Genomic DNA, 18390 nt, shown 5'->3' on the forward strand with positions numbered 1-18390 from the left:
TTTTTTTTGGCTATGAACTATCGACTATAAACTCCTCTGCCCAATATATTGTTCGCACAATCCGAACGAAAGCGTCATGCCATTGCCGCCAAGACCATTAATCAGGGTTACGCCTGATGCCAGTTCAATAATAAGTTCGGTTTTTCCGTTGGTCATTTTTGGATAGATGCCGTGCCATGACTGCAACATTTTCCAATCCTTAAAGGTGGCAAAAGTATGTAAGTAGGCGGTTATCATATTATTAATAAATTCCTTATCAAAAGGGTCATGCACCAGGCCGTACTCGTGCGAGTCGCCAATGGTTAGTTCACCGCTGCCATTTTGTGATACCATAACGTGGATACCCCATTTAAGGTATTCGGCATATTGTTCTTCATACCGTTTGCGTAATGCGGGTAACGACGCTGCCGCCTGGAAACCCGGATAATGGATCATGGACAAGCCGCCACATAAAGAAGGGCCAATGCGCCACTCATCCGGCTGGGTTACCAGGCGCATCATTTGCAGTTTACATTTGGTGATTTGTGTTTCGAGGAAAATTTCGGGATAAAGTGTTTCAAAATCAGCCCCGCTGCAAACAAAAATCTCATCAGCTTCCCAACTGCGGCTGCCTGATATTACTTTTGGATGTTCTATTTGTGTAATAGCCGTGTTCCAGTGAAATTCAACATCATATTTTTCGGCAAGATATTTGGCTACCTGTCCAATAGCTACCCTCGATTCTACAATCATTTCTTCGCTGCTCCACAAAGCACCTTTTAAGTCCGAAGGGTTAACAGCGGGCGATTTATGCAGCGCTTGTTGAGGTGTAAGCAAGGCACAGTCCCGGTGCTGCTGGTTTACCTCTACATACTCGCTGATGGCCTGTAATTCGTCATCGTGATAAGCCAGGTGTAGAGAGCCGACTTCGTTATGCCATATCTGTGCTTCAGTGCAAACTTGTTTCCATATACTACGCGATAGCATTGCCCGTTCAAACATGGGGCCGGTTGCCTGCCCAATGGGCCATACCATTCCAAAATTTCGGATGGAAGCACCAACAGCACGTTCGTTGCGTTCAAAAATGGTTATCTTATAACCCCGGGTGGCCAGGGCGCGAGCGGTGGCAAGGCCAACTATGCCTGCACCTATTATAATGGCGGATTTTTGTGATCCTGTTTTCATGCAGGTTGTATATTTAATTCTGTCTGACTTTGTTTGCTCTTACGGGCGCTTTGTAAAAAATAAAGGAGCGATAGGGTAGCCGCAATTCCACCAATTATAGCAACAAAAACTACACCTTGTCTGAAAAAATCAGCCCAGCTAATATTTGGTCTGCCAAATTCTTTTACCAGCAGTAACGTAACGCTGCCCAGGTAGCCCAGTGAATCGGCTACATAGATAATAAAACCTACGTTACTTTTGTAGTGAAAAGTAGCTATCATCCGCTCAAAAAATATGGCGTTATAAGGTACATAACCAAGGTATAAACCTAATCCTGCCATAGTCATCCAGGTTGTAGGACTAATCATTTTTAATGAAAATAATACGGTTGAAGCACCAATTAACACACATCCCCCAATAATCAGCAGGTGGATAATACTAAAGGCACGCAGGTTTTTGCGCACCAGTATCAGCAAACTCATGGCAACCAATACAATTACTGATATTTTGGTATCGGTACTGGTAAATATCATATTACTTTTTACCCCAAGACTGGCCCAAATTTCTACCTCGAAATTATCACGTACATCGCGCATAACGGTTAACAGCACATAGATGATAAGCGTTAAGACTACCCCCGGCATAAAACGCTGCAAAAAATGACGGCGCTCTTCGGCATTCATTGGTGCGCGTTTGGTACGGAGCTTTATATCTTCGGCAGTAGGTGGTGGAACCAGTTCTAAAAAGAATACAAATAATACTAACGGAATGGCAAATACGGCTCCAGTTAAAAAGGGCATCTGGAAATCATTAATAGGCAGCATATGTAATAAGGTACGTCCCACGGTTTTTACAAAGCCCGAGGCAAATATCAGGCTGATAGATAGCACTGCAGCCATAAACTCGGTTGAGCGACGACCCTCCAGATAGCCAAAAACAAGACCCCATATTAAACCCAAAGGGAAACCGTTTACAAAAAGAAATATAATATTGTAAGGAGCCGGAACCAGCGCAAAGGCAAGCAAAGCTAACCAGGCAATGCCAACCAGTATTAAAATGGCTATGCCACGTTTGCTGCCTTTTATTTCGGCAATAAAACGGATGCCGTAAAACTTGCTTAAGGTATAGCCTAAAATTTGTGCAATTACCAGCCAAACCTTATAATCAACATGGAAATATTGTTGACCGGTAAATGTTCCGGCGGCAAATGCTTTGCGGAAAGCATACATAGAAGTATAAGCCCCAAACGACGAAACAGCTGCCAGAATTGACAGCAGTGAATAGGGCCATTTAGCAACTTTAGCGCGAAGGCTATCTATAACTTTCATATAGTTACCCTTTTATAATTTCAAGTAACTCTGTCATATTATCAATAATATGTGTGGGGTTATAGGGCTCCAGTTGCTCGCGGGTAAATATGCCGCTGGTAATACCTATTACATATTTACAGCCTGCGTTCTGACCCTCACGCACATCAACCTCTGTATCGCCCACTTTGGCAACTTCTTTTGGCCTTTCAATGCCTGCATCAAGCATCATTTTCTGAATCATGAAAGGATAAGGGCGGCCAAGCTCTACTTCGTCAGAGCCAACTACATGGTCAATAAGGCCTTTTTCAAGCCATTGTAAGCGGGTTACAATGGTATCGGCAATATCACGGCTAAAGCCGGTGTTAATACCTACCTGTATGCCTTGCTCATGTAGTTTGGTAAAGCTTTCTTCAACATTTGGTAACGGTTCAATGCCCGGGGCCGTCTGGTAGTGAATAATCATTTGCTTTACAAATTCCTTATGTATTTTGCTTACCAGTTCGGGAGTTATTTTAGCATCATTGTGCTCATGCAGCCGTAGAATTTGCTTTATAGCGAGCGTTTTTTCATAACCCATTAATGGATCTATCAGCTCAATAGGAACCTCATAATGAGATTTTTTTAAAGCGGCCTGAAATGCCTTGCTTACGTCATGATCATCTTTTACCGTGGTACCGGCGATGTCAAATACTACTAATTTTATGGACATAAATTGCTCAATGATTGTTGAGCAATACTAAACTTAGTTTATTAATACCAAACGAAATTAGTGTTAAGGTTTGATTAAGTTCATCAGTTGATTAGTTCAATTGTCCATTAGTGTTTTCTAACGATTGCTCTAAACACTACCAACCAATGAACTAATGAGCCAGTGAACCAATAAACCATTACTTCTTCTCCTCAAAAAAATAAATCACCAGCATACGGGCAGTGGTAGTGCCAAGGTTTTTAGGAGTATGAGGGATGCGGCCGTCAAATAGCATGGAGTCGCCTTCATTCAGCGATATAAAATCTTCGTTAAACTGGTATTCAACACTTCCTGATAAAATGTATTTGTATTCAAAAGCATCTGTTTCAACCAATGGCCTTAGGGCATCAGGTTCCAGTTCCAGTATTACAATATCAATAGTGCTTTTGTTTATAGACTGTGTGAAGATGCGCTGGTAATGAAAACCCATGGCATGCTCCTTTTCAAAATGACTGTATTCTGCTTTTCGTTTTACTAAAATTGGAACACTGTTGTTTTTGGAACGGATATCCTTGAAAAATTCATTCAAATCAATCTCCAGTGATTTAATAATCTCAATCAGTACAATTAACGATGGGATGGTTCTGCTGTTTTCAATTTGAGATATCAGCCCTTTACTTACGCTGGCCCGTTGAGCAAGTTCCTGTACGGTAATGTTCTTTTCGCGGCGACGTTCTTTTATTCGGTTGCTGATCTGTATCAGGATATCTTCTTCCATTTTGGTGGTGGCGGGTTGACGCCGCAAAGTAAGTAATATTGCGAAGCGGCGCAAAATAGCTTTGTGTTAATAAAAGTTAAAATCATTTACGACAATACAATCAGCCAAAACAGATTTTTAAAAAAGAAGGTGACCACATATGTCACCCAATAGATGCTATCTATATGGCATACGTTGCATACTTGCCAAATGAGTCCGGATTTGATTATCACCGGCCGAACGATTGGTAAAGAGAATTATTGTATGTTAATATTGTCATAATATTAAAACCTTTTATTTGCAAAAAATGTATAATAATGCGGGTACCAAAGAATAATAATCAGGCCATAGTAAATGAGGTTTTTTCATTGTACGAGAAATTTGGCGATGAGGATTATATCGGAGAGCCCGTTTCCCAATTAGAGCACATGTCACAGGCGGCCTCCCTGGCCGAAGAAGAAGGTTATGATGATGAAGTGATCCTGGCTGCATTTTTTCATGATATTGGCCATTTATGTGCCGATGCCGAAGAAGCAGGCAGCATGGACGGCATGGGAAATGTTGACCACGAAAAACTGGGTGCCGATTATCTGCTCGAAAAAGGTTTTTCTGAAAGGGTAGCCGCTTTAGTACAGGGCCATGTATTAGCTAAACGTTATCTTACTTATAAATATCCGGAGTATTACAACAAATTATCGTCAGCCAGCAAAACTACATTAGAGTTTCAGGGTGGGGTAATGAGCAGTGCTGAGGCCGATGAATTTGAACAAAACCCGGATGCCGAATTAATAATACGCATGCGCTACTGGGACGATACGGCAAAAGAGATGAATGTTCCGGTAAATAATATTGAATATCTTAAAAAACTTGCTCTGGATCATTTAAACAGATAAATGATCGGCTATTGAATAGCTCTAATACAAAAAACAGGTACGGAGCCTCACCCAACCCTTTCCGGGAGAGAGGCTTTTGAAAGCGCGAAGTTTAAGTCCTCCCCCTGAGAGTATTTAGTGAGGCTAAATTAAGTTTTTGTAAGGCCAATGTAACCTTCCTGTTATAAAAATACCATTCTTAATCTGTTATACATCAAATGTTAAGCATTGCTTAATCTAAAATTAGTTTAGTGCTAATAAACAAAGTTTAGTATTGCTGAATGAAAAACTCCTTTTCTTCACTATTAAACATTAACAGATGAAACAGATTTACAAACAACTAAAAACCGTTGTAACGGTGATGTTATTCTGTATTGCCCCATCATTATTATGGGCGCAAACAAAAATTTCAGGCACGGTTACAGACGACACACACCAGCCATTGCCTGGGGTAAACGTAAAGATTGCCGGCACTAATAAAGGCGGTGTAACCGATATTAATGGTCGCTATTTAATTACAGCTGCAAAAGGCCAAACCTTAACTTTTAGTTTTATTGGCTTTGAACTACAAAATGTTGTGGTTGGCGATAATGCTATTATTGATGTTACCCTTAGCGGCAGCAGCAAATCATTAAACGAAGTGGTAGTAACCGCACTGGGTGTAAAAAAAGAAGTACGCCGTGTAGGTTATGCAACACAAACCGTTGATGGTGCTGATTTGACCACCGCCCGTGATCCTAACCCTATTACCGGTTTAACAGGTAAAGTTGCAGGTTTATCAGTAGGTGCATCAGCTGAGCTATTGGGTCAGCCAAGCGTTTTAATGCGTGGTGATGCTGTTACCCTGTATGTTGTTGATGGTTTCCCCATCAATACCGATACATTTAACCTTAGCCCTGATGATATTGAAACCTATACTGTTTTAAAAGGCCCTGCTGCTGCTGCATTATATGGTAGCCGCGCACAAAATGGTGCTATTTTAATTACCACTAAAAAAGGTGACAAAAATTCTAAAGGATTTCATGTTGAATTAAACAGCAGTACAGTAATTAATAAAGGCTTCCTTACTTTCCCAAGAACACAGCATTCATTCGGACCGGGTGAAAACGAATTTTATGAGTTTGTTGACGGTAAAGGTGGTGCACCAGGTGGTGTGGATAGTGATTATGATATTTGGGGCCCGTATTTTGCAGGCCAGTCAATTCCTCAGTTTGACAGCCCGGTAGTTAATGGCGTTCGCCAGGGAACACCATGGTTAGCGCGTGGTGCAAATAACCTTGCTGATTTCTTGCAAACAGGTTATCAAACTAATAATGATATTGCCTTATCATCAAATGGTGATAATTATACTACCCGTTTTTCATTTTCACAACAACATCAGCAAAGCTATATTCCTAACGAATACCTGGACATAGCAAATGCTAATATCTATGCTTCATTTAACCCAAGCCCGCGCTTTAAAATTGAAGCCAATGTTGATTACAACAGACAGAGTACTGATAACTATCCCGATGTTACTTATGGTCCTAACAGCTTAATCTATGATCTATCTATCTGGACAGGTGCTGACTGGAGCGTTAATCAGCCAATTATTAAAGCCGTATGGCAGCCTGGTAAAGTAGGCGTACAATCAGAATTTGAAGAATACACCCGTTACCAGAACCCATATTTTATGACTCAGGACTGGACCCGTGGACATTACAAAAATGATGTTGATGGTTACCTGTCAGGAAACTATAAAATTGATAATCACCTGAATGTAACTCTGAAAAGTGCTATTGATACTTATAATTTGTTACATACAGAAGATCTGCCTTATTCAGCTCACCCTTATGGTCGTGAAGGTAATGAGGGTGATTATCGTGAAGACCGTCGTGATTTGTTTGATAATAACACCGAGGCCTTATTAAACTTTGACTATACCGTTAAGAAATTCCTTAACCTGTCAGGTTTAGTGGGTGGTAACTTCCGTGATTTCTCCTACAATTCAAGCTGGACATCTACCAACTACCTTACTGTACCAGGCGTATATTCATTTAGCAACTCTTTAAACGCGCTTCAGTCTACCAGCTTTAGCTCATATATGATGGTTGCAAGTGCATTTTACTCATTAGATGCAAGCTTTGGTAAATACGCAACTATTTCAAGTACCGGCCGTGTTGATAAAACATCAGCTTTCCAGGTGCCAACAACTTATTACTACCCAAGTTTATCAGTAGCATCAGTTGTTTCTGATTATATTAAACTACCTGATTTTATTTCGTTCTTAAAAATCAGAGCTTCTTACTCAAACGTACGTTCTGATGAAACCAGTGCTCAAATTGGGCCTGCGCCTTTCAACTCTATCACTGCTTTTGGTGGTCAAACATCAGGTGGTAATCCTTTAACTTACAACCCGCTTGGTTATGGTGCTACTTATTTATCGCCATATAACGGTCCAAACTATTCATTAAATCCTGCTTATACGCAAGGTAAGCCTTACAATAATCAAGGTGCCGGTTATGCACCTACTGCTTTATATCAGGATAACATACAAACTTCAACAAGGGTAAACTATGAGGAAGGTGTTGATATTAAATTCTTACAAAACCGTTTAGGTGTAAGTGCAACTGCTTTCCAATATATTGACGGACTTGAAATTCTGAACAATCCTATTGCAACAGCTACTGGCTATACTTCTGAATACCTGAATGCTTTAAAAACTAGAAAAACAGGTCAGGAAGTTTCCTTAAGCGGCATCCCTGTTAAACTGAATGATTTTAGCTGGAATATTTTGGTTAACTGGTCAAGGTTCCAACAATATTTTGATCAATTGCCTCCGGGTCAAAGCCAGTATGCATACAATGGCGGTTACGTAACTGTGGGTACCCGCACTGATGCATTTTACGGTACCAAATTCGTAAGAACTGCCAATGGTCAAATTGTAAATAATTCCAATGGTACCCCAATGGTAAATCCGGTAAATCAGTTTTTAGGTAATGCTAATGCTGATTATAGCTGGACTTTCTCTAACAAATTCAAATACAAACAGTGGAACTTTGGTTTCCAGTTTGATGGTTCTGTAGGTGGTAAAATGATTGATTACATGCACCAAAAAACAATGGTGGGCGGAGCAAATGCTTTAACTGCTGAAGGTGCTATCGGCGCTGCCCGTTACCAGGATTGGTTAAACTTTGGCAAACCAGGTTATGCAGGTTCATATGTTGGCCCTGGTGTAGTAATAGCAAATGGTACTGCTCCTAACTTCGATTCAAAAACAGGTGCAATACTTAACTATAACCAATTACAATTTACACCAAATACGCAAACAGCATTTGTACAAGGTTATGTAAGCTCATACTATAATGTTAATGAGGCTAACCTGATGAGTAAAACTTATGCAGAGTTACGTGAAATTACTTTCGGCTATGATTTTCCTAAAAAATGGCTGGAAAAAACTTTCATCAAAACTGCATCAGCTAATGTTTATGGTCGTAACCTATTGTATTTCTACGCCAATTCAGAATTTAAAGATGTTGACTTAAACCAGTATAACGGTGTAGCAGGCCAGTCTGTATTGCAATCACCTACTGTACGTAGCTATGGCGTCAACTTTAAATTAACATTTTAATTAAAAGAGGAAAATGATTATGAAAAAGATATCAGGAATTTATTTACTGCCGGTACTTGTGTTACTGGTAGTAAGCAGTTGTAAAAAAAGTTTTAAAGACGATACCGTAAATAATAATTTACCAAACAGTGTACCATCTGCATTGCTTTTAACCGGTGTATTAACCAATCTGGTTGATTTACCTGATGGGGCAACTAGCAGCAGCACGCAAAGCGCTATGGTTTATCCAAATGCTTCTAATAAGGATGAAATTTGGGGTCAGTATTATATCTACAATTATGATTATTACGGTAACAATACCTATGATTTTGACAGTGGTGCTGATTACTATACAACGCTAACCAACGTAGTTGCTATGGAAAGTCAGGCTACAGCATCGGGTGGGGCAGCTATTAATCCTTACGAGGCCATGGGTAAATTTTTCAGAGCTTATTTTTTCAGTAAAATGAGTTTGGAAAGAGGCGATATTCCAATGACTCAGGCTTTACAGGGTTTGAAAAATCTTACCCCGGCTTATGATACTCAAAAATCAGTAATGATACAATGTTTGGCATGGTTGGAAAGTGCAAACTCAGATATGGCTCAGCTAATAAATAATCCAAACATCGGTGGTACTGGTGCAGGAGCAACATTAGGTGGCGATATATTTTATGGCAACAGCTTGGCCCAATGGCAAAAAGTTGTAAATACTTTCAGAATTAGATTATTGCTTGAGCTAAGTAAACAAGCTGCTGATCCAGATTTGAATGTTCCTGCTCAGTTTGCTAAAATTATTGCCGATCCGGTAACTTATCCGTTAATGCAAAGTTCGTCTGACAATATGCAGTACGTTTTTCTGGAGTCTGTTAACACCAACTACTACCCTCAATATCCGGAAGTTTTTGGTCAAAGCGGTTCAAGACAAAATCTATCATTAACTTATACTGCCCTTGCTGGAAGTTTGAATGATCCACGTGTTTATGCAGTAGCTGAGCCTTCACGTTACCAGGTAGATACATTACACAATAGCCCAACTGCATTTTCATCATTTGTTGGTGCTGATCCGGGTTTAGATTTGGGTACCATGTACAACAACGCAGGTTTACAACGCTATTCATTCATCAACCGTAAACGCTATTACTCAACTCACGTAGGTGAGCCAAGTATCCAGATCGGTTATCCCGAATTGATGTTTAACATTGCTGAAGGAATTAACCGCGGTTGGGCAGCAGGTAATGCTGAAACTTATTACATAGCTGGTATACAGGCTTCAATGGCATCTTATGGTATCCCGGTTAATGGTACTTATACCGCTTCTTTTTACCATCCGGTAAATATTAATGATACTTATCCAACGGAGGATAATGCCAATTACAATACATATACCATCAATATTAACTGGAATACTTACTATGCACAGCCATCGGTACAGTATACTGCCGGTGCAACCGGATTAACAGAAATATTGCAGCAAAAATACCTGGCATTGTTCCGCCACTCAGGTTTGGAAGCTTATTTCAACTACCGCAGAACCGGTGTGCCTACCTTTACTACTGGTCCGGGTACTGATAATGGTCAGCGTATAGCTATGCGTTTCCAATATCCTTTAAGTGATCGTTCAGGTAATACTGTAAATTATGAAAAAGCCCTTGCCAGCCAATACGGCGGTAACGACGATATCAACGGTATTATGTGGATACTTAAATAATTAAAAATAACAAAAAGAAGGTCATCCCCAAAAAGGATGGCCTTTCTTTTTAAACAAAAAACAGGTTTTTATGAAAAAGATGATCTTGTTATTGCTGGTTGTTGTAGCAGCCGCACAATTAAAGGCGCAAACAGGCAAAACACAAAACGTGATTGTTATTACGCTGGATGGTTTCAGGTGGCAGGAGCTTTATCGCGGAGCGGATTCAGCTTTGATCAATTCAAAGTTTACTGAAGATAAAAAGGATATGACTAAAAAATACTGGGCAGCCACGGCAGAAGAACGCCGTAAATTATTGCTGCCTTTTATTTGGTCAGTAGTGGCCCAAAACGGACAGCTTTATGGCGATAGGGATTTGGGTAATCATGATGAGGTGGCTAACCCGTATCATTTTTCTTATCCGGGATATAATGAAATTTTTACCGGTTTTCCCGATGTAAGAATGAACACCAACGAACCGATTACCAACCCTAACCAAAATGTGCTGGAGTTTTTAAATAAACAAAAAGGGTTTGAAAATAAAGTTGCCGTTTTTTCATCGTGGGAAAGATTTCCGCAGATTTTAAATGTTAACCGTTCAGGTTTATTGGTAAACTCAGGATTTATGGATTTTACCGCTGCCGATGCAAACGGCCGTTTGAAATACTTAAATGAATTACAGCATAAGGCCCCTTCTTACCTAAGCGATTCGACCAGGATTGATTTTATGACCTATGAGTTTGGTAAAGAATATCTGAAGCAATACAAACCAAGGGTAATGTACATAGCCTTTGATGAAACGGATGATATGGCCCACGAAGGTAACTATGAGTTTTACCTTGATCGTACCCGTCAGGAAGATGGCTATATTAATGAGCTTTGGCAATACCTGCAATCTGACCCACAATATAAAAATAAAACCACGCTGATCATCACCTGCGATCATGGTCGTGGCGATGTACCTCTTGAAAAATGGCGTGACCACGGTGCCGATGTTTTACACTCTGAACAAACATGGTTTGCAGTACTAGGTCCTGATACTCAGGCATCAGGTATTATTAAAACGCCAACAACCACTTATCATAAACAACTGGCACAAACTATAGCTAATTTGCTCGGCTTTGATTTTAAAGCCAATGCTGGTCATGAAGTAGGTGATGCTATTGGAAGCGTAACCGGTAATAAATAATAGTATTGTATTATGAAATATTTAGCGCTGTTATTAATACCTTTTTATTGGGCACTGCAAAATGGGACTCAGTTTAACCCCGTGCCTAAACTAAAACATAAATTTATCATTGTTGCCCACCGCGGCGATCATACCCACTATCCCGAAAATACCATTGAAGCCTATAACCAGGCTATAAAAGATAAAGCCGATTATATTGAGATAGATTTACGGACAACAGCCGATGGTAAACTGGTAAGCCTCCATGACGCCAGCGTAAACCGTATGACGGATGGCAAAGGACTGGTAAAAGATTTAACCCTTGATCAGATAGAAAACCTGAAGGTGAGCGTTAAAAATAAACCGGATACTACTGCCATTTATCATATCCCAACCTTTGAGCAGATACTAAAACTTTGCCGCAATAAAATCCATATTTATATCGATTTTAAGGAAGCTGATGCAACGCAAACACTGAATATGCTAAAGCAGTTTCACATGGAAAAGCAGGTGTTGGTTTATATCAATAAGCCATCGCAAATTACAGATTGGCGCAAAACTGATGCAACGATGCCGTTGATGGTAAGCTTGCCTGATAGTGTTAAGAGCACAGAATCTATGCGCCTGTTCATCAACCAAAATCGTCCTGATTTATTGGATGGGAACTATGCCGAATATGATGCACAGATGGTTGCCCTTGCCAATGCGCTTGGTTTACCTGTTTGGCCGGATGCCCAGGGACCGCAGGAAGGTCCCTCCGTTTGGGATAAAGCCATAGAAAAAGGTCTTAGGGGCCTGCAAACAGATAATCCGCCAGCCCTGGCAAAATATTTAAAAGAAAAAGGACTCAGGTAGTCCTTTTTTAATATCTTAATGTCAGATTTAAACTTATCCAATGAGCACACGCAGAAATTTTATCGGAACGGCTGCTGCAGGTATTGCCGCTGTGAGCCTGCTTCCCGCTGTTAATACTTTTGCAAGCGAAGACAAAGCTTATAAAAGGCAGTTTGCAGCCAAACCTAAGCTACGCTTTGCACTGGCATCAGATATTCATTACGGACAGCAGGGTACTGATTATGCTGCTTATACCAGTAGTATGGTTAGATGGTTAAATGATGACCATGCCAAAAATCACCTGGACCTGGTGATTATTAACGGTGATTTGGTACATAACCGACCCGATCTGTTGCCCGAGATAAAGAAAAAATACCTGGATAAACTGGATGTACCCTGCTACACCATTCCGGGTAATCATGATTTTGCAGATGCGGGGATCTGGAAAACCGTTTTTGGCTATGAGGATAAATACTTTATTGAGATGGATGAAGTGGCTTTTGTGTTTGCCAATACAGCTGATACCAAAGGAGGTTACGTTTGCCCGGATAATGCTTTTTTAAAAGATACACTTGATAAGCTTACCGATAAAAAGATTGTATTTGTAATACTTCATATTGCCCCGGTGCAATGGCTAAAAACCGAGGCCACCATCTTTTTAAACTGCCCAGAAACGGTTAGCTTGCTGCATAGCTATCCAAATGTAAAAGCTGCTTTTCATGGGCACGACCATACTTTGGATGGTGTGAGGTATACCGACAAGCTTCCTCATTTTTTTGATTCGCATATTGGTGGTAACTGGGGAACAGATTACCGGGGCTACCGCATAGTTGAGGTACATGAGGATAATACCATTTACACCTACCAGGTTAATGCCAGCCAGAACCCGGTTTTAAATGCCAATAAGTTTTAAGGGCCGAACCCTCCCTATTGAACGCGTCTTGTCCCGCAAATACATGGGACAGAAAAATACACCCGGTACAAATGAAACAAGCTATTGCTGTAAATCAATGAATTACATTAGCGGCTGGGCCAGCGTGGGCTAAAAATTCGCTGATTTCCGGAAAATCTTGTCTCAATCGGGTAGGTTAAAAATCAGGGGCGAAAAATAAAAAAGATGGGTAGTGTCTTAGTTTGGATTAGCAATCAATTTTGTTTGCAGTAGGTGTGTAGAGATGAGGAAGGGGGTAACACCCAACTAAAACTCAACTAAACGGGTATATAAAAGGAGGTTTAAAGAATTGTGATTGTTGTCATTTTGGCCGGTAAAATATATTTGTAACATTGTTAATAAATAGTTTAACAATTTAAATTTAATTATATCTTTATCGAAACCTAACTTACAATCAACATGAAGCCTCCCGATACTTTGTAAAGTAAATAGAATATACGTTATTAAACACTCATGACGTTTTAATTATAATTAAATGTACGTTATACCGTATATTTGGCGACTGAAAAAGTAACTAACTATCCACGTCCCTCCGCTTCTTATATAGATGTTTGATCCCATACTTAAATACCTTAGTGACCATTGGCCAAAACTAACCGCAATGTTTTGTGTTGTTTTAGTATGTGTATTGATCGCTATTTATATGACTAAGAAAATTTTACATTGGATGGGAAGAGTTGAGGAGGCTGAAAAGAAGTGTGATACTATTGATAGCCACATTGTTCCTAAATTAGCTACTATAAGCACTACCCTTAATTCGTTAAGTACAAATATTAATAGCTTAGTGGTTTATTTAAAGTCAAAAGACGGAGGTATGGATACTTCCTTGTTCGTTTCACGCAGTCCTGTTCAATTAACCCAATTGGGGGAGGATATACTTAAAGATACAGGCGGCAAAGACTTCGTTGATAATAATCTGTCTATGTTATTAAATGAAATGCAATATCAAAACATCAAAACAGCATTAGACGCGCAAAATTTCGCACCATTGGTAGTAAGTAATATATCAACCAATGAGTTATTTAAACCAATAAAAGACTATATTTTCAAAAATCCTCAGTATAAAACAAAAAACACAAATGGAGATGATGTATTCATAACTTTGGATATGAATGTAATTACTAACGTGATGGGTATTTATTTAAGAAATAAATACCTAGAAGTCAATCCAGATTTAGCTCCAGAATAATTCGGGCTGATTTTAATATTTATCAGCCAGCCTTACAATATCTTCAATACTAATTGGTTCTTTAGTTAAACCCACCTGCATTGCCGGGGTACCTCTTAGCGTCTTATGCACCTTGCAAAAGTTATAGTGAACAAAGTGTAAGGCAATCGCATGGCAATGGTTTTCAATCTTCTTACTAACCGAATTTGTAAGCCTTGTAAACCCGTGCATGTGCGTACACATAGTTAGATTTTGTCTTTCAATATAACTAGTACTTACGTGCTTTACATCAGGATTACCTGAAACCCTTTTTATCTCAACACCAACAAAATCACCGCGGCTGTAATGACACTCATTACGTTGAGCATATTTTTTTGCTCCCTTAGTGTAATCACTTTCATAAATCTTTTTAAGCTGTGCAAAGTCTATATCCTTACCAAAGCTGTTTTTAACGGCATCTATGTAGGTTTTAAGCCCGTCTTTGGTTAATCGTGCCCTATTAACTAATCTGCTCTTTATATCGCTTACTATGGTGTTTGCTGATAGTGCATCCCTGTCACCAACATACCAAGACACAACTATTTTACTATCCGCGTCAATTCCTACCCAAGTCCAAACATCACCCGCTTCGTTTTCCTTGCCCTCTGAAACATTGCTTTCTTTTGAATAAACAAACGACCAAATTTCATCTAATTGTACCCGTTCAGATGTTAAGCTGTGTACAGTTTTATCGTGAAATATTTGACAAGCTTTACCAGTATCAAGTAATAGTTTTGTAACTGTGTTGATGCTTACATCTGCTAATCTTGATGTTGCGCGTAAGCTCATACCCTCAATTAAGCAGTTGATTATTTGTACTTTCTTGGCTATTGGTAACCTATTCATATAGCAAAGATATTGAATTATTTATTGTCAAGCATAAAATTCAGTTTGTTTTATTTTGATGCTTTTATGCATCAAATATGTTAATTTATACTTGATTTATTGAATATAATGTTTATTTTTGTTATGTAAAACTGCATCGATAAATATAATGAGCGATAAATACGACGAAATAAATGCATTGTTGAATAACATTTTTAAAGAAGTTAGTCTTAGAGAAATGTTTGAAAAAAGACTTTATGAACTTAATATGTCTCAAACAGCGGCTGAAAAACTATTAGGAGTTGGTCACCGCTCTCTGAATGGACTTTTAGACGTTACCCAAAAGAAAGTTGATTATTCAACACTTAAAGCAGTTGCAATTTTCCTTAATATGCCAGTTGAAGAGCTAATTGAAATACACATAAAGCTCATTGAAAATAATTTTTCAAATGAAAACACAATATCAAATAAGAAAAAGTTTATCAGGGAAAACTTTGATTTAACCGTTTTAAGAAAAGCAGGTTTTATTGATACTATTAATGATTTTGAAAAGATTGAAAAAAGGATAACATCTTATCTCGGCTTACAATCGATTTTTGATTATAAAAAGATAGCTTTTAGCACAGCATTTTGGTCTGGTGCAGTAAGTTCAAAAAATCCTATTAAAACTTCCATGACCCGCAACTTTTGGTTAACATCAGCCAAAAACTTCATTGAAAAGTTAGATAATCCTTACCATTATAGTCGTGAAGAACTTATTAAGTTTTTCCCTCAAATACGTTGGCACTCAAGAAACGTTGAATTTGGATTATTTCATATTGTTAAAGCCCTATTCAAGCTGGGAATTACAGTAATATTTCAACCAAGGTTATCAACGCTTTATTTGCGTGGAGTTACATTTTCTGTTAATAATAAGCCCTGCATAGTTTTAACAGATTATAAAGGATTTTATCCCACCCTGTTTCATTGTTTAATACATGAATTATATCACGTATTATTTGATTGGGATGAAATAAAAGAAAATCTATATCACATTTCAGAAGGCACAGAAGATTCGATTGTTCTAGACGAACGAGAGGTTGAAGCAGATGATTTTGCACGACGGTATTTATTTTCAGAAGAAAAAATGAAAGAGGCAGCCCCTTACATACGCAGTGAAAAGATAATTGAAGAAATTGCAGAAGAACAAAACATACATTCAAGTATAATATACATATATAACGCTTTTGATAAAAGCAAAGTAGATAGATTAGTTTGGATGCGAGCCAAAAAGCAAATGCCCGATATAAAAAAGGCCACCTACAAGATTGAAATACCGTGGGATGACAAAAAACCACTTAATGAAATAATTAGACAGAAAAAAATAGAAATTTATAATTAAAGGAGATGGAAGAAGAAGAAAAGGGTCTTGAAAACAAGCCAATTAAAAAAGAGGAAATCGAAAAATCGGTTGATAAAATAATTGAGAAACAATCAATTATTGAAGGGATTGTTGAACAAACAGAAAGCTTAACCAAAAAGCAGGCTTCACGCAAAAAGAAGAACAGGCATGAGATAGTCAATTTAATTAGTGGTAAGCAGATTGATTTAGTTGTTTTGGCTTCTGAAATACAAAAACATCCATCACAATTTTCATTAGAGTATTATACCCCTGTTTTTAAGATATTGAACCTAACTGGCGATCCGGCCGCATGGATAAAGGACAAAAAAGTAGCTGACTTTACCGTTGAAAATATTTACAGTAGGTATGAAAAGAATGTATTGCCAACCATACAAGCTAAAAATAAATACGTTGGATATTGTGTTAGGGAGCATAAATATTATCAGTATTTTACTCAAGAAGGAATTGACATGCTTCAGGTGTTTATCCGGCAGGCAATAGAGACTATAGAGGAATCAACAAGCCATTACGATTTTAAAAAGAGAATGTTCGCTAAATATAAGGTGCCTTATCAAATCGAAAGCGGTATATAATTATTTATTAGCACCCCCATCTTTTTTCTGCGGCTTTTTTTGCTATTTCTGAACGTTGTTCAGCCGTTAAGCTATTTGCTCTTGCATTACCACCAACAAGGCCACCTGTACGGCCTTTAACCTCTTCGTTTGATAATTTTTTATCCTTATTGGTATCTTCTGTCTCCTCCATACTTATATCGATAATAAACTTAGCCAATTGGTTTAAATCTTTTTTTGTCATGAAGCAAAAATAAGCAATAGCGGTCAAGCATTAAAATGACCTCTTTTCAAACTGAGACATTACCAAAGGATAGTATACTGAGGTGCTCGAAGCATGAGGGTAAAGGCCTCTGCGCTCACCCTTCGAGTACCTCAGGGTGACATCCCTATTAAATTTGTAACAAAGTCTCTGTAAAACATTCGTAATTATAAATCCAGGCTAACAATAACTATCCCTATTGCTTTTTCAAAACCAGTTGTGTAACTTTATTGTTGCAAAGTAAATGTTATGATGGCTCATCTCTAAAAAAGCCATAACCAATTATAAAACTATTTTACTTAAAACAGGAGGTTGTAATGAACGTGGTTCATAAAATTGAAAACTGGGGCGATACACATCACCCTATGGTTTTGGATATTATTCGAATAGCATTGGGGATTTTTTTGATGCTTAAAGGTTTTGCTTTTCTCGATAACTCAACGTATCTGAAAGATATGATTGAAGATCAAAGTGTAGTTTATATTCCCACAGCCTTGTTAATGACGGCTGTTTATTACGTAATATTTGCTCATCTGGTAGGTGGTGTGCTTATAGCAATGGGTACTTTAACACGTTTTGCCTGTATTATACAAATACCAATTGTAATTGCCGCTGTGTTTATGACCGATTTTTTTACTTCAGCTATAAATACAATGGCGTGGCCATCAATAACTGCACTAATACTGCTGGTTATTTTTACAGTGATAGGCTCAGGACCCTTATCGCTTGACAGGTATTTATCAAAATGGGAGGTCGTTTAGTTAATTAACAGTTTGTAGTGGGTAGTTTGCAGTATTCAAGCAGTATTTACTAACTGCCAACTGTAAACCGTCCACTACAAACTTAATACTCCGCCATCATTTCATCTACATAGCACCATAGCCAGCGTTCGCCCGGTTCAGCAGAGATTACTACCGGGTGACCTGCTTCTTTTGCATGCTTACTGGCATGTTGATTCGGCGAACTATCACAACATAGAGTTACCCCACAGGTTTGGCAGGTACGCAGGTGCATCCACTCATCATGCGTTTTAATACATTCCTCGCACACATAATCTTTAGGATGCTTTAGTGTTTTTATAGCTTCAAGGTGTTTGCAAACATCGTCTTCCATAGTGTTTGTTAGTTAATGTATTAAAAATAA

The 18390-nt window shown here is 38.6% G+C and carries 17 protein-coding genes; 10 read left to right on the forward strand and 7 right to left on the reverse strand.

Annotation, left to right across the window (positions count from 1 at the left end; genetic code table 11):
• Positions 1 to 24: 24 nt before the first annotated feature.
• From JN11_RS08465 to JN11_RS08480, 4 genes are all read right to left on the reverse strand, one after another.
• Positions 25 to 1164: a TIGR03364 family FAD-dependent oxidoreductase gene (locus tag JN11_RS08465; protein ID WP_144911618.1), complete on the reverse strand. Its 1140-nt coding sequence runs from the start codon at positions 1162 to 1164 to the stop codon at positions 25 to 27.
• The gene (locus JN11_RS08470) at positions 1161 to 2471 is read right to left on the reverse strand and encodes a DUF5690 family protein (protein WP_144911620.1); all 1311 of its coding nucleotides are present in this window, start codon (positions 2469 to 2471) and stop codon (positions 1161 to 1163) included. Before JN11_RS08470 ends, JN11_RS08465 begins: the two co-directional genes overlap by 4 nt.
• Before the next feature lie 4 nt (positions 2472 to 2475).
• Positions 2476 to 3162 (reverse strand): HAD hydrolase-like protein, encoded by a 687-nt coding sequence (locus JN11_RS08475; protein WP_144911622.1) that lies wholly within the window; start codon positions 3160 to 3162, stop codon positions 2476 to 2478.
• A 178-nt stretch (positions 3163 to 3340) separates the two neighbouring features.
• On the reverse strand, positions 3341 to 3919 hold the full coding sequence (locus JN11_RS08480; RefSeq protein WP_144911882.1) for a helix-turn-helix domain-containing protein: 579 nt from the start codon (positions 3917 to 3919) through the stop codon (positions 3341 to 3343).
• A 296-nt stretch (positions 3920 to 4215) separates the two neighbouring features.
• Between JN11_RS08480 and JN11_RS08485 the strand changes: the two genes are divergently transcribed.
• The 7 genes from JN11_RS08485 to JN11_RS08515 all read left to right on the forward strand — a co-directional run bounded on the left by JN11_RS08485 (position 4216) and on the right by JN11_RS08515 (position 14189).
• Positions 4216 to 4791 carry a phosphonate degradation HD-domain oxygenase gene (locus JN11_RS08485; RefSeq protein ID WP_144911624.1) on the forward strand — a complete coding sequence of 192 codons (576 nt, stop codon included), beginning with the start codon at positions 4216 to 4218 and terminating at the stop codon, positions 4789 to 4791.
• Positions 4792 to 5089: 298 nt separating this feature from the next.
• On the forward strand, positions 5090 to 8380 hold the full coding sequence (locus JN11_RS08490) for a SusC/RagA family TonB-linked outer membrane protein (RefSeq protein ID WP_144911626.1): 3291 nt from the start codon (positions 5090 to 5092) through the stop codon (positions 8378 to 8380).
• Positions 8381 to 8399: 19 nt separating this feature from the next.
• The gene (locus tag JN11_RS08495; protein ID WP_144911628.1) at positions 8400 to 10067 is read left to right on the forward strand and encodes a SusD/RagB family nutrient-binding outer membrane lipoprotein; all 1668 of its coding nucleotides are present in this window, start codon (positions 8400 to 8402) and stop codon (positions 10065 to 10067) included.
• Between the two features lie 70 nt (positions 10068 to 10137).
• Positions 10138 to 11235: an alkaline phosphatase family protein gene (locus tag JN11_RS08500; RefSeq protein WP_144911630.1), complete on the forward strand. Its 1098-nt coding sequence runs from the start codon at positions 10138 to 10140 to the stop codon at positions 11233 to 11235.
• 12 nt (positions 11236 to 11247) lie between these two features.
• Positions 11248 to 12069 carry a glycerophosphodiester phosphodiesterase family protein gene (locus tag JN11_RS08505; RefSeq protein WP_144911632.1) on the forward strand — a complete coding sequence of 274 codons (822 nt, stop codon included), beginning with the start codon at positions 11248 to 11250 and terminating at the stop codon, positions 12067 to 12069.
• A gap of 40 nt (positions 12070 to 12109) precedes the next feature.
• Positions 12110 to 12961 carry a metallophosphoesterase family protein gene (locus JN11_RS08510; protein WP_144911634.1) on the forward strand — a complete coding sequence of 284 codons (852 nt, stop codon included), beginning with the start codon at positions 12110 to 12112 and terminating at the stop codon, positions 12959 to 12961.
• 586 nt (positions 12962 to 13547) lie between these two features.
• Positions 13548 to 14189, forward strand: a complete 642-nt coding sequence (locus JN11_RS08515; RefSeq protein ID WP_144911636.1) for a hypothetical protein — start codon at positions 13548 to 13550, stop codon at positions 14187 to 14189.
• Positions 14190 to 14201: 12 nt separating this feature from the next.
• Here the strand turns inward: JN11_RS08515 and JN11_RS08520 are convergent, their stop codons facing one another.
• Positions 14202 to 15053, reverse strand: a complete 852-nt coding sequence (locus tag JN11_RS08520) for an IS1 family transposase (RefSeq protein ID WP_144911638.1) — start codon at positions 15051 to 15053, stop codon at positions 14202 to 14204.
• 148 nt (positions 15054 to 15201) lie between these two features.
• Between JN11_RS08520 and JN11_RS08525 the strand changes: the two genes are divergently transcribed.
• On the forward strand, positions 15202 to 16413 hold the full coding sequence (locus tag JN11_RS08525) for an ImmA/IrrE family metallo-endopeptidase (RefSeq protein ID WP_144911640.1): 1212 nt from the start codon (positions 15202 to 15204) through the stop codon (positions 16411 to 16413).
• 5 nt (positions 16414 to 16418) lie between these two features.
• On the forward strand, positions 16419 to 17006 hold the full coding sequence (locus JN11_RS08530) for a P63C domain-containing protein (RefSeq protein WP_144911641.1): 588 nt from the start codon (positions 16419 to 16421) through the stop codon (positions 17004 to 17006).
• A 7-nt stretch (positions 17007 to 17013) separates the two neighbouring features.
• Here JN11_RS08530 and JN11_RS08535 read toward each other — a convergent pair whose 3' ends face one another.
• Positions 17014 to 17229, reverse strand: coding sequence for a histone H1 (locus JN11_RS08535; protein WP_144911643.1), 216 nt, complete (start codon positions 17227 to 17229; stop codon positions 17014 to 17016).
• Positions 17230 to 17564: 335 nt separating this feature from the next.
• On the opposite strand from JN11_RS08535, the gene JN11_RS08540 reads away from it, so the two are divergent.
• A complete protein-coding gene (locus tag JN11_RS08540) occupies positions 17565 to 18008 on the forward strand; it encodes a DoxX family protein (protein ID WP_144911645.1) in 444 nt (147 codons plus the stop codon).
• A gap of 82 nt (positions 18009 to 18090) precedes the next feature.
• Here the strand turns inward: JN11_RS08540 and JN11_RS08545 are convergent, their stop codons facing one another.
• On the reverse strand, positions 18091 to 18360 hold the full coding sequence (locus JN11_RS08545) for a UBP-type zinc finger domain-containing protein (RefSeq protein ID WP_144911647.1): 270 nt from the start codon (positions 18358 to 18360) through the stop codon (positions 18091 to 18093).
• Positions 18361 to 18390: the final 30 nt, after the last annotated feature.

Origin of the sequence: Mucilaginibacter frigoritolerans (assembly GCF_007830615.1) — a bacterium.
Lineage (GTDB): Bacteria > Bacteroidota > Bacteroidia > Sphingobacteriales > Sphingobacteriaceae > Mucilaginibacter > Mucilaginibacter frigoritolerans.